The sequence below is a fragment of the Maccoyibacter intestinihominis genome, from assembly GCF_040096355.1.
Taxonomy (GTDB): domain Bacteria; phylum Bacillota; class Clostridia; order Lachnospirales; family Lachnospiraceae; genus Maccoyibacter; species Maccoyibacter intestinihominis.
In genome coordinates, this window is record NZ_JBBMEX010000010.1 from 56,945 (window position 1) to 70,304 (window position 13,360).

The 13,360-nt window shown below is 44.0% G+C and carries 11 protein-coding genes; 5 read left to right on the forward strand and 6 right to left on the reverse strand.

Going from position 1 to position 13,360, the window contains the following annotated elements:
* Positions 1–95 precede the first annotated feature (95 nt).
* Positions 96–2,480, reverse strand: a complete 2,385-nt coding sequence (locus WMO43_RS10400) for an AAA family ATPase (protein WP_353531114.1) — start codon at positions 2,478–2,480, stop codon at positions 96–98.
* Positions 2,477–3,634 carry an exonuclease SbcCD subunit D gene (locus WMO43_RS10405; RefSeq protein ID WP_353531115.1) on the reverse strand — a complete coding sequence of 386 codons (1,158 nt, stop codon included), beginning with the start codon at positions 3,632–3,634 and terminating at the stop codon, positions 2,477–2,479. The genes WMO43_RS10400 and WMO43_RS10405 overlap by 4 nt, the downstream gene beginning before the upstream one ends.
* 232 nt (positions 3,635–3,866) lie before the next feature.
* On the opposite strand from WMO43_RS10405, the gene WMO43_RS10410 reads away from it, so the two are divergent.
* The 5 genes from WMO43_RS10410 to WMO43_RS10430 all read left to right on the forward strand — a co-directional run bounded on the left by WMO43_RS10410 (position 3,867) and on the right by WMO43_RS10430 (position 8,085).
* The gene (locus WMO43_RS10410) at positions 3,867–5,078 is read left to right on the forward strand and encodes a DNA polymerase Y family protein (protein ID WP_353531116.1); all 1,212 of its coding nucleotides are present in this window, start codon (positions 3,867–3,869) and stop codon (positions 5,076–5,078) included.
* A 72-nt stretch (positions 5,079–5,150) separates the two neighbouring features.
* Entirely contained in the window at positions 5,151–5,843 is a 693-nt protein-coding gene (locus WMO43_RS10415) for a 5'-methylthioadenosine/adenosylhomocysteine nucleosidase (protein WP_353531117.1), read from the forward strand.
* Positions 5,843–6,322, forward strand: coding sequence for an S-ribosylhomocysteine lyase (locus WMO43_RS10420; protein WP_177962349.1), 480 nt, complete (start codon positions 5,843–5,845; stop codon positions 6,320–6,322). Before WMO43_RS10415 ends, WMO43_RS10420 begins: the two co-directional genes overlap by 1 nt.
* 107 nt (positions 6,323–6,429) lie before the next feature.
* Positions 6,430–7,152, forward strand: a complete 723-nt coding sequence (locus WMO43_RS10425; protein WP_177962348.1) for an ABC transporter ATP-binding protein — start codon at positions 6,430–6,432, stop codon at positions 7,150–7,152.
* Between the two features lie 15 nt (positions 7,153–7,167).
* Positions 7,168–8,085: a SufB/SufD family protein gene (locus WMO43_RS10430; protein ID WP_353531118.1), complete on the forward strand. Its 918-nt coding sequence runs from the start codon at positions 7,168–7,170 to the stop codon at positions 8,083–8,085.
* A 112-nt stretch (positions 8,086–8,197) separates the two neighbouring features.
* Here WMO43_RS10430 and WMO43_RS10435 read toward each other — a convergent pair whose 3' ends face one another.
* The 4 genes from WMO43_RS10435 to WMO43_RS10450 all read right to left on the reverse strand — a co-directional run bounded on the left by WMO43_RS10435 (position 8,198) and on the right by WMO43_RS10450 (position 13,359).
* On the reverse strand, positions 8,198–10,648 hold the full coding sequence (locus tag WMO43_RS10435) for a hypothetical protein (protein ID WP_353531119.1): 2,451 nt from the start codon (positions 10,646–10,648) through the stop codon (positions 8,198–8,200).
* 27 nt (positions 10,649–10,675) lie between these two features.
* Positions 10,676–11,386, reverse strand: a complete 711-nt coding sequence (locus tag WMO43_RS10440) for a TetR/AcrR family transcriptional regulator (RefSeq protein ID WP_353531120.1) — start codon at positions 11,384–11,386, stop codon at positions 10,676–10,678.
* Between the two features lie 301 nt (positions 11,387–11,687).
* Positions 11,688–11,864: a DUF6472 family protein gene (locus WMO43_RS10445; RefSeq protein ID WP_177962345.1), complete on the reverse strand. Its 177-nt coding sequence runs from the start codon at positions 11,862–11,864 to the stop codon at positions 11,688–11,690.
* Positions 11,865–11,919: 55 nt separating this feature from the next.
* The gene (locus WMO43_RS10450) at positions 11,920–13,359 is read right to left on the reverse strand and encodes a TrkH family potassium uptake protein (RefSeq protein ID WP_353531121.1); all 1,440 of its coding nucleotides are present in this window, start codon (positions 13,357–13,359) and stop codon (positions 11,920–11,922) included.
* Position 13,360: the final 1 nt, after the last annotated feature.

Sequence of the window (13,360 nt, forward strand, 5' to 3'; positions counted from 1 at the left end):
TAGGAACTATTTATGACCAAACTGTGACGCAAAACTTAAAGGATTCTAAAATAAATCTAAACCTTTCTTTTATATTTTTTATACTTGGTTAAGATTTACAGTTCCCAGTGCAGGCTGCTGCCCCTCTCCCCCTTAGAAACAACCAGCTTTTTCTCCATCTGCTCCTTTAATTCATTGACATGCGAGATGATCCCGATCTGTCTTCCACTGCCGGTCAGTTCTTCTAAGACATTTAATGCCTGCGTTCTTGAGATGTCATCCAAAGAGCCAAAGCCTTCGTCGATAAACATCATTTCCAACTGTACCGCTCCCGCAGTCCTCTGCACAATGTCCGAAAGTCCCAGTGCCATCGAAAGTGCCGCCATGAATGCCTCTCCACCAGATAAGGTACGGACATCTCTGATCGCATTTGTAACCAGGCTGTGTACTACCAGATCCAATCCCTCATTTTTTCCCTTGCCGCTCTCCTGACCTTCTTTTAACTGTAAGACAAAGCTTCCACGGCTCATTTTGATCAGTCTTCGGTTTGCTTCCTTTAAGATCTGTTTAAAATACTTCCTCTGTACATAGGTCTCAAAGTCCATCTTCACACTTCCACTCAACCGTCCGTTTGCCGTGCGGTTCAGCGTATCTGCAACTGCTGCCTGCTCTTTGAACTGCTCCCGTTTCGCATCATACTTTTGCAGGTTCTGACGGATACGCTCATTGATCTCCTGTGTGGTATGAAGCTGCCGCAGTCTGTCCTCTGCGTTTTGAACCTCCTCCGACAGCTCTCTTTGCCGCTGTTTTTTCTCCGTAAGTTCCAGTGGCTTGCGACCCTCGGTCTCCTGTAACAGCTGTTCTTTCTGCCCTTTGTAGACTGCTTCCTGCTCCTGTGTCTGCGATAACTCTTCCTGTGTCTTTTTTACGGAAGATTCTAACTGCTGCTTTAACTGCCTGTTCTTTTCTAAGATTGCCATGGCTTCTTCTTTTCCTGAATAGACCAGATTCTTAGAAGTAAGCTCTAGCTCTTTTGCCGCCTCCGCTAAGAGTACCCGGATCTCCGTCTCTTCCTGCTGCCTTTTCGTATCGTAGGCACTTTTTGCTTCCATATATTGTCTCTCGCTCTGCTCCCGGTGTTCTTCTGCCTCTGTCCGTTTCTTCCTTGCCTTTTTCACTTCTTCTTCGGATGGTGCATCCTCAGCCATTTTTGCCAGAGACGGATGATGTGTGGAGCCGCAGACCGGACATGGCATCCCTTCTTCTAAGTCCTTTGCTAAAATCCCTGCCTGCTCATGGAAAAATGCCTCATAAACACGCTCATACTCTGCTACGGCTTCTTTTGCCTTCGTAACCCAGATGTTCCACTCCTTTTGTGACGTTTCCATACGCTGCTTTAAGGTCCCAAGAACTCCCTGATCCTTTTCTAAATCCGCTAAACGTTTCTTTCCGCTTTTCTCTTTTTCCTTTGCCTGTTCTGCCTGTTCATAGAGCGGTAGGGAATGTTCAATGTCAGCGATCTCTTTTTGGATGCTCTCTCCTTTTTTTTCAAGTTCCTGCTTTGCAGCTTCATGTGCCTGTTTTGCAGTTTCTACTTTGTGTTGTAAATCTTTCAGTTGTTCCGTCACCATGTTTAAGTGTTCAAACTGACGGTTCACCTGCTCCTGCACGCTGATATCTTTTGTCAGTTGTTCTACGGCTTTTGCTTTTTCATCTTTTATTTTCTGTACGTCCGTGGTTTCTTTTTTACAGGCTACGATATTTTCCTGTAACAGGCTTTGTACCTCTTCGCATGGAAAGAAGTCATGTTGTAAGAGTTCCTGCATTTTGAGCTTTCCGGCTTCATCCAACCGGACACCGGAGGCTTCCTGCCGCAGTGCCTGCTCCTGTTTTTCTAACTCATCCTTTAAGACAGAAGCCTGCTGCCGGAAGTAGTCCTGGATCTTCGCACAGTAACCGGTCTGAAAGATCTTAGAAAAGATTGCCTTTCGATCATCGGATTTTGTATACAACAGCTTTAGAAAATCGCCCTGTGCCAGCATAGCGGTCTGGGTGAACTGGTTGACATCCAGCCCCACTAAATTCACGATTTCGCGGTCTGTCCCCTGCTTTTTCTCTGGGAACACCTGTCCGTCCGGCAGGATCAGCTCAACATTCTTTGGAATATTCCGCAGTGTGGTGTTACCGTTTTTCAATTCCTTTTGTATCTTATGCTTCGGATTTCTTCTCACCTGATAGATCTTTCCGTGGCTTAAAAACGTCAGTTTCACATAGGTTTCTGTCTTTGCATCTGCAAACTGACTGCGCATCATACTGCCGCTTCGTTCCCCGCCGCTGGTCTCATCATAGAGTGCATAGGCAATCCCATCAAAAATCGTCGTCTTTCCTGCTCCGGTATCTCCGGTGATCAGAAAGAGTCCGCTTCCCGCTTTTGTAAAATCCACCTCTACCAATCCGGCATACGAGCCAAAGGCAGACATCTCTAACTTTAACGGTTTCATTCTGCTCCCCCCTCTATGATCTCATTCCAGGCATCCTGTGCCGCCTCCTGCTCCGCTTCATTCATGCTTCTGCCCTGCACTGTTTCAAAAAATGAGGCAAACGATTCAAACAGGCTTTCGGTCTCCTCTTCTTCCTCATAAAGATCTAAAATCCTGCGTGTTCTTTCATTATCAATACGGATCTCTAAAATATGGTCAAACACCAGCTCTAACTGTTCCTTTGGCATATACGGTTCTTCTTCATCCGTTAAGGTAATGCTGACAAAATCTTTCGCATGCTCTCTCTGCTCTAATACCTCCTGCAGTGTTCCCCGCAGCACACAAAGTTCCCGCAGCGGCTTTAACTGCTTTTTTCGTACAACCGGCTCCTGTCCTTTTTCTCCTAATTCCACAATCTGAAAAGATTTCTCATGGGATGCTTCACTTACGGAATATTTAAGTGGTGTTCCTGAATAGTAACACTGTCCTTTTCCAATCCTCTGTGCCCTGTGGATATGACCAAGTGCCACATAGTCAAAATCCTCTAACAGTCTCGTATCGATCTCATCAATCCCGCCCGCCATGCGGATCTCCGAATCACAGGTGAGTGGCTCGCTGCCACCGGATAAATAGAACTGATGTGACAATAGAACGTTTCGTTTTGTTGTATCTATTTCTTCCTCTTCTAATAATTTTTTCACTGCATCTTCATAGCTGTCTATTTTTTCTTCTTCGTATTTTTTTCGCAGATGCGACGGTTTGGTAAATGGCAGCAGATAAAAGCATACTTCCCCGGCAGGATCCGTCATCGTCACTTTTCGGATCTTTTCGTCTGTTTCCCGCGGTGGCAGACCGGCAATGAATACACCCTCTTTTTCTAAGAGTTCCCGTGCAAATTCTAACCGCTCCCCACTGTCATGGTTTCCCGCAATGATAAGGATCAGTGCCTTTGGCAGTGTCTCCTTTAACTCTGTTAAAAACCAGTCAAACAGACTGACCGCCTCTGCAGACGGAATCGTTTTATCATAAATATCGCCACATAACAGAACGGCATCCGGCTGTTCCTCCTTTGCCGCTTCCAAAATCTGGTGAAAGACGTATTTTTGATCTTCTAAAAGTGAATAATAAAATAAATGTTTTCCAATATGCAGATCACTTAAATGAAAAAATTTCATAGCTCCTCCTTTTCTATCTGTACGAGTCCGCTTCGCTATGTTATACTAACATCATAAACAAAACATTTGTTCTTGTCCAGTGGATTTTTTATCCGACATTTTTATTTGACGGAACAGACCTATTTTATTAGGAAGAGATTCAGAACAAATTCAGAATGAGTTTTAGGACAAAATTTAGAACAAATTTTAGAAAGAGTTTTAGAAAGAAATCTGCAAAAAGGAGATTTGGAACTTGGAACCGGTTATTTTTCATATTGACGTAAATTCCGCTTTTTTAAGCTGGACTGCCATTGAACAACTGAAAAATGGAAGCACGGTCGATCTGCGCACAATCCCGTCCATTATCGGCGGAGACCGTGAGAGCCGCCATGGGATCGTACTGGCAAAATCTACTTCTGCGAAAACGTTCGGTATCAAAACCGGCGAACCGGTCGCACATGCTCTTCGAAAATGCGAATCCCTGGTTATCGCACGTCCGGATCATGCGATGTACCGTCAGTATTCCAAGCAGCTTATGACGCTTCTGCGTACGTTTACACCGGACATTGAACAGCTTTCCATTGATGAATGTTTTTTGGACTTTACACCGATCGCCTATCAATACAAATCTCCGATTGCCGGAGCCACCCTTATTTCTAAGACTGTCAAAGAGCAACTTGGCTTTACCGTTAACATCGGGATCGCACCGAATAAGCTGCTCGCTAAGATGGCAAGTGATTTTGAAAAACCAGACCGCATCCACACGCTCTGGAAAGAAGAGATCCCGAAAAAACTCTGGCCGCTTCCTATCGAGGATCTTTATATGGTAGGAAGATCCAGCTCTGCCAGACTGCGTTCTCTTGGGATCACAACGATCGGAGAACTCGCACATACCGACAAAGATTTTTTAATACGGGAATTCAAAAGCCATGGGCTGCTCATGTGGGAATATGCCAACGGGATTGCTCCCGCAGAAGTACACAGCACTGTTGAAAAATTAAAAGGTGTCGGCAATTCCACGACTTTGGCACAGGACGTTTCGAATGCCGACGATGCCAAAAAAGTGCTGCTTGCCTTAGCGGAACAGGTCTCTTCGAGGCTCCGAAAGTCCAATCAGCTTGCACAGTCCGTAACCGTGGAGATCAAATACAGCACGTTTCAACGTACCTCGCACCAGAAGGTGCTGCTCTTTCCCACGAATTCGACCCAGCCGATCTATGAGCTCTCCTGCCGTCTCTTTGATGAGCTTTGGAACCACACTCCGATACGGCTGCTCGGTATCCGCACCGGAAAACTCTTAGATGAGGATGCACCGGTCCAGATGACTCTGTTTGACTCCGGTTATTTAGAAGCAAAATCCGAAAAGCAGCAGAAATTAGATGCTGCCTTGGATCAGATCAAATCCCGCTATGGAGAAAATGCTGTCATACGCGGCAGTTTTTTCCCTGAAAAAGAAGAACCCTGACTATTGTATTTTCCCCGAAATTGGCTTAAAATGGAACTGTTTGAGTTAAAATCACAAAAAGAGGAGGATTGTATGTTAGGAATTATTGGAGCAATGGACGAAGAAGTTGCAAAGTTCAAAGAGCATATGACAGATGTGGAAGTCCACAGCAAGGCTTCCATGGATTTTTATAAAGGATTTTTAAATGGAAAGGAAGCTGTTGTTGTACGTTCCGGTATCGGTAAAGTCAATGCCGGTATCTGTACACAGATCCTTGTCGATGATTACGAAGTCGATGCTGTCATCAACACCGGAATCGCCGGCTCTTTAAATAAGGATATCGATATCGGGGATATTGTGTTGTCCACAGATACGTTAGAGCATGATATGGATGCCGTTTCTTTCGGTTATCCGCTGGGTCAGATCCCAAGAATGGACACGCTTTCTTTTACGGCAGATGAGCATCTTCGAAAAGTTGCCAAAGAATCCTGTGACAAGGTTCTTTCCGGTGTAAAGGTATTTGAGGGTCGTGTGGTAAGCGGTGACCAGTTTGTTTCCAGCCATGAGAAAAAGGACTGGCTGGTAGAGACCTTCGGCGGTTACTGTACCGAAATGGAAGGTGCTGCGATCGCACATGCCGCTTATCTGAACAACATCCCGTTTTTGATCATCCGTGCCATTTCCGATAAAGCAGATGACAGTGCTTCTATGGACTATCCTGCATTTGAAAAAATGGCAATCGCGAACTCTGTAACTTTGATCTTAGAAATGGCAGGTAATTTATAATGGAAAAAATCGCAAGTTTTACTGTAGATCATTTAAGACTTCTTCCGGGTGTCTATGTGTCCAGAAAAGACCATGCCGGAAGCGAAGTGCTTACCACTTTTGATATCCGCATGACACGCCCGAATTTTGAACCGGTCATGAATACTGCGGAAATACACGCTATCGAGCATCTGGGTGCAACTTTTTTACGCAATCATAAGGATTTTGCCTCAAAAACCATTTATTTTGGACCGATGGGCTGCCGCACCGGATTCTATCTGATCCTTGCCGGCGATTACGAATCTGAGGACATCGTTACACTTTTAACAGAAATGTTTACGTTTATCCGTGATTACGAGGGTACGATCCCGGGAGCTGCCGCTAAGGACTGTGGCAATTATTTAGACTTAAATCTGCCTATGGCAAAATATGTTGCAAAAAAATACTTAGAGGAAGTGTTAGAGCATATTTCGGATGACAGACTCCACTATCCGGCATAGCCGATGCACTTTTTGGCAATTTCTGTCAAACTACAGTTGAGAACAACATCCCGTCATAGTATAATGTAGCTTGATTGTTATATATTTATCAAAAATTTGGAGGAACTATGTTAGAATTAAAAAATATCAGTTATGAAGTCGATGACGACAATGACAATAAAGAGATTCTAAAAAATGTCAATCTGACGATTGATGAACATTTTGTGGCGATCACCGGTCCGAACGGTGGCGGTAAATCCACACTTGCCCGCATCATTGCCGGCATTCATACACCGACCAGCGGTCAGATCCTGTTTAACGGAGAAGACATTACAGATCTCAGCATTACTGAGCGTGCCAAACGCGGTATCAGCTTTGCTTTCCAGCAGCCGGTCCATTTCAAGGGACTGACGGTAAAAGATCTGGTAAATATTGCAGCAGGCAAACCGATGTCTGTCAGCGATATCTGTGATATTCTCTCTGAGGTTGGCCTTTGTGCCAGAGAATACATTGACCGTGAAGTGAACTCCAGCCTTTCCGGCGGTGAGTTAAAGCGAATCGAGATCGCTACTATTTTAGCAAGAGGAACCCAGCTTTCTATTTTTGACGAGCCGGAAGCAGGTATTGATCTTTGGAGCTTTAACAGCCTGATCAAGGTATTTGAAAAAATGAGAGATGAGATCAACGGCTCTATCCTGATCATCTCCCACCAGGAGCGTATTTTAAACATTGCAGATAAGATCATCGTCATTGCAAACGGCAGCGTGGATTCCATCGGTTCGAAAGAAGAGATCATGCCACGCCTGATGAACCAGCCAAGCACTTGCAAGACATTAACAGATAAAGCATAAAAAGGAGGTCTTAGCATGGATGCCATTCAGAAGAATTTATTAGAGCAGGTTGCGGGACTGCATGAGATCCCGGAGGGAGCTTATAACATCCGTTCGGACGGACAGCTTGCCGGACGCAACACTACTGCGAATATTGATATTATTTCCAAACAGGACAAGTCCGGTATCGATATTTATATCAAACCGGGAACTACAAATGAAAGTGTACACATTCCGGTTATTTTAAGCCAGAGCGGTTTACAGGAGTTAGTCTATAATGATTTCCACGTCGGAGAGAACTGCGATGTTACCATTATTGCAGGCTGCGGTATCCACAACTGTGGAACTGATACTTCAAAGCATGACGGTGTACACACCTTCTATGTTGGAAAAAATTCCAAAGTCCGCTATATCGAAAGACACTATGGGGAAGGCGATGGACGCGGTGAGAACATTATGAATCCTCAGACCGTTGTCCACTTAGAAGAGAACGCCTATATGGAAATGGAGACTACCCAGATCAAGGGAATCGATTCCACCAACCGTATCACCAGAGGCGACTTAAAAGACGGAGCGACTTTAGAGGTCCGCGAAAAGATCATGACACACGGAAAACAGTATGCAAAGACTGATTTCCATGTAGAACTCAACGGAAAGGATTCCAGCACCAATATCGTATCCCGTTCCGTTGCCAAGGGCGAATCCCATCAGGTCTTTTTAGCAAAGATCAGCGGTAACAATAAATGTGCCGGCCACAGCGAATGTGATGCCATCATTATGGAAAATGCCCATGTTGATGCTACGCCGGAGCTTTCCGCTAATAACATTGATGCCAGCCTGATCCACGAAGCTGCGATCGGTAAAATTGCAGGTGACCAGTTGATCAAACTGATGACACTTGGTCTGACCGAAGCAGAAGCCGAAGAACAGATCATCAACGGATTTTTAAAATAATATTTGAAAATAGAAAAATGCACGCGCAGATTTACGCGTGCATTTTTATTGCCTATTTCACAGGACTTCTACCTGCTTCTTATCTCTTCTGTGGCTCTCCACAATATTTACACTATGAGCCATATATTACCCAACCACGTCCGGTCCACTTCATACCACACGTTGTACACCATCCTTGTATTCCATCCTTAATCTTGTCGTAGTATACAGGGGTATGATTGTAGTGCCATGCACCACACTCTCCACATTTACCCTTACTCCATTTGTGAGTATCCGTGTTTTTACATTTTTTGAATATATTTTTTTTATTTTTACATTTGTGGTATTTATCATTAACTTCTTTAAATGAACAGTATTTGTATCCACTTATCGTACAACTGGTATGTAAAGTCTCGAACTCAAAGTTCACTGTCTTTACTTCCTCTTGTTTTTCTTCTTCCTTTTCTTCTTTCTTTTCCTCTACAGGCGGATCTACGAATCTGATGATGATGATACTCGGCTCCTCATCTTTTATTTTTTCAATCTTCTGTGTTGGCTCATCCTCCTCGATCATTTTGATCTGTGTGGAATCATCCTGTGACTTCTTTTCATCTTCCTCTTCATCTTTTGCCATTTCTTTTGTTGCAAAGATGATCTGGATCGGTTCCATTGGATCCTCGGACGCAGATTTATCTTCTGTTTTAGCGGTATCTTCTGTCTTGGACTTATCTTCCGCCTTGGACTCATTCTCTGCTTTGGATTTATCCTCTGTCTTTGAATCTTTCTCTGCTTTGGATTCGTCCTCTGTCTTTGAGTCTTTCTGTTCCTCCTCTACCTGCTGTAATGAAAACTCCACTGTGTCCTCGCTTCCCTCTACTCTCTTTGCTACAAGCTGGTTCAAAACAGAATCATCTTTCTTTTTCGGAACATCTGTCTTTCCCACCTCATAATTCATATGATCGCTGGAAATGGCCAGTTTGCTTCCATTGTCTGTTTCACAGATGATAGAGTTGCCATTTTTCTTAATATTTTTTATGGATGCATTCACAATGTCTTCTGAAACGTATATTAAGACTTCTCCGTTTTCATACGGCTTCATACGGATTCCAAGCTGATTGATACCATCCGCTGCATCCATCTGTATCGTACCTGCATTTTCATCTTTCCCAAACTGCAAAGTAAGATTATTCAGTTCTTTATGCTCTGACAGCATCGAAAACTCGCGTAACTGCTTTTCATCCTTTTCATTTACATATAACAGATTTCTTTTTCCATCCTCTGATTCACCGGAAAAAATTTTCAGATTGTCCGGGATCGAAGAGATTTCTTTTCCATCCATATCCTCGAACTTGGTATTTTGTTCATCCCCTATCAGTGATACTAAATTTGCCAGTCTCTTTGTTTGTTTAGCACAGCGTTTACATATATCTACCACTTGTGCTGTCTTTTTATCATAGATTGCACCCGCTATATACTCATGTCCAAGTGCCGCTATGGTTTCCTGTTTTTGGATTACTTCATTACAATCAGAACAGTGTGTTCCTTCTGTCAGACCGCTCTGCTCACAGGTTGCCTTTACCGCCTTGTCGGTTACGATCGTATGACCTTTCGCCGGGATTACTTTCTGCTCTGTGATCACTTCCTTGCATACGGAACAATGTTTTCCCTCTGTCAGACCGCTCTGTGTACAGGTTGCCTCCACTGCCGGATCCGTTACGATCTTGTGACCTTTTGCCGGAATCTCTTTTTGCCGGGTAATAACTTTCTTACATACGGAGCAATGCTTTCCTTCTGTCAGACCACTTTCCGTACAAGTCGCCTCTACTGCCGGATCCGTTACGATCGTATGTCCCAGTGGTGCTATCCTTACCCTTCTTTGCGTGACCGTATTGCAGACGGTGCAGAAAATTCTGTCTGTCCATCCGTATTCTGTACAGGTTGCCGGTGTCCCTTTTTTCTTTTGAAGCACATGGCGTTTTTTCCGTACTTTCTTCTGCTCCACAAGAACCTGATTGCAGACGGAACAGTGTTTTCCTTCTGTCAGTCCTTCTTTACTGCAGGTTGCCTCTACCGCCTTGTCCGTTACGGCATGGTGTTTTTTCGGTGCTAACTTTTTCTGCTTCTGAATCACTTCATTACAGACAGAGCAATGTTTTCCTTCTGTCAGACCGCTCTGTGTACAGGTCGGTGTCACTCCTTTGTCCGTTACGATCGTATGACCTTTTGCCGGTGTGGTCTCTGTTTTCACTTCGTTGCAATTCTGACAGGTATACTGCACCTCGCCGGTAGTCACACATCCTGCTTCCCTGATCTGTTTCTTATCTCCCCACTCATGACCTGTCGCCGGAATGATTTCTGTTGTATACTGTGTATTACAGTACAGACAGTAGATCAGCCACTCTCCGTCCTCTGTACAGGTTGCCATTTTCACTAATTCTTTCTTATCCTCATTCGGAACATGTTTGCCGTCTTTTGCCTCCTTGCATCCTGTCTCATCCGCAAAAACCGTCCCCGGTATGGATGTCAGACACACAACTGTTGCGGTTGCAACACACAACATCCTTTTCCATATTTCTTTTTTCATCCTAGCCCTCCTATTCTTTTTCCTATGCTATGCCTTCTTTCCTTCTTTCGTAGTCATCACTGCTTCAAATCCCCGATGCGCCTGCACGATGGTATCTTCTATCAGTTTTTGTGCGATAGATTGCAGATCCACCTCTAATACCGCATCGATCACTGCATCCTGCTTCTCCTTGGGCACCTGATAGAGTGTAAAACAGCACTGCAGATGCCGTCTGATCTTATCCTCTATCTTAAAGTACAGATGACAGTGCTTCGCCATAAATCCACGGGTGATTCCCCCGGAAGCAATATCCATTTCATAAAAATCCTTTTTTTCTGCTTCGGGAAGATAATCGGCAAAGATCACGCTCAGCCTTTCTGCCGTATTGTTATATATATATTCACAGGTTGTCGGCAGTGAGTACGCCATCACATATAATTCCCGTAACGGTTCCGACAACTCTGTAATATACATCTGCAACGCAGTCTCTATTCCATACAGCATCAGCGGATCTTTCTGCTCCCCTAAAAGCTGTTCTGCATTCTCAAACTGTCTATTGAACATCTGCTGTACCAATGTCAATAACAATGCCTCTTTATTCTCAAATGCAGCAAAAAACGATGATGGTGCCATTCCCGCTGCCCTTGCGATCGCCGCTGTCGTTGTCTTTTCATAGCCATTTTCTAAAAACAACTGGACGGCTGCTAAGAGCATTTTGTTTCTTCTCGCCACTCCTTTAGGCTGTAAACCTTTTGGCATTTTTCACGCTCCTTTGACTGTAGTTTAGTATTCATTATTGACTATAGTCAATTTTAACATGCAAATATCAAAAATGCAATGACATTTCGGTATTTTCTATAGAGATTCGGGAGCAAAAGACGGTTTCCGGTTTTTGGATCGGCAACGTGCACAAAGCCAGGTTGCCAGCCACTATGTTGTGAGCTGTCTTTTAACACCCTGACCTTGTCGCGAAAAAAGTCAGGTACAGATTCCCTAGAAACGGACTGTACCTGACTTTTTTGATTTCTCTATATATTTTGTACAAAAATTTTATATTATCTTACATCTGGTGTCTTACCACTGCATATTCATCATCCAGACGATAATACGGACAGTTGTCAAAACTTCCGGTCAGAAACTTTACCATATCATCCTCATCTAAATTCATATCACAGCAGTAGCACTCCATCTCATCGTCATAGACATAATTGACGCAGCTTTCACAATTACTTGCCATTGTATCTTCCCCTCCAATCCTTCGGACTATCCGGTTACCATTCTGCTCTCTTTCATTAACGATGTTTCCATACACGCGGTGCAAATAAGATCAACAGTGGGAAAATCTCCAGTCTTCCGATCAGCATATCAAAGATCATAACCAGCTTTGACAACACGGAAAATCCTCCATAACCGCCCATCGGTCCTACTACTTCCAGTCCCGGCCCGATATTATTTAATGTTGCTGCAATCGCGGTAAAATTCGTAACCATATCATGCTTATCCAGACTAAGCAGGAAAAGGGATGCCGCAAAAATAAACATGTATACGATCAGATACATATGTGTGGTGCGGATCGTTTCATCAGATACCGCCTTATCATCCATTTTTACAACCTTGACGCTTCGCGGATGGATCAGATGGCTGACTTCCCGGATCGAGGATTTGATATAAATGATCAAACGGCTGACCTTAATTCCGCCTCCGGTACTGCCCGCGCAGGCACCTACAAACATCAGCATGACTAAAATATTCTTTGAAAATGTCGGCCACAGATTGAAATCCGCAGTCGCATATCCGGTAGTTGTCATAACCGATGCCACTTGAAATGTTGCCAGATTCAGGTTATGCAACAGTTCACTTGCATTATGTGTTAAATCCAAAGTAATCAAAATAGATGCAATTCCAAAAATGGCAAAATACCAACGGACTTCTTCTATTTTAAAAGCATCACTGCTCTTTTTCATCAAAATCAGATAGAAGAAACTGAAATTGACACCAAACAGCACCATGAATATCGTAATGATCACCTGCTGCAGTGCCGTATAGCTTGCCGCACTGTCTACAACCAGACCAAAGCCTCCGGTTCCTGCCGTTCCAAGAGACATACACACGGCATCAAATGTCGGCAGCCCACTGATCAGCAAAGCAATGATCTCTAACATAGTCATTGTCAGGTAGATGAGATACAGTATTCCTGCTGTTTTTCGCATACGCGGCACCAGTTTGGATACGATCGGTCCCGGACTTTCTGCTCGCAGGATATGCATATTCTCTCCATCTGCTAACGGCAGGATCGCCATCATAAACACCAGTACACCCATACCGCCAATCCAATGGCTGAAACTTCGCCAGAAGAGTGCCGTATGAGAAAATGCTTCTACATTTTCCGCAATGCTTGCTCCGGTGGTTGTAAATCCGGATACGATCTCAAACAAGGCATCTACGAAATTTGGAATCTCACCACTGAGCCAGAGTGGGATTGCTCCGACCACACTGAGAACGATCCAGCTCAATGCCACACTGACAAATCCTTCTTTTGCAAAAAAACCGCCTTTTTCCGGCTTTTTCCATGTCATGATCCTTCCAAGGACAAAGCCTGCAATTGCTGTATACAAAAAATATTTTCCGGTTTCTTCGCTATAGATCAGGCTGACAAACCACGGTAACAGCATGAATGCTGACACAAATACCAAGACACAGCCCAAAATATATATCACAGTTTTTTTATTCATT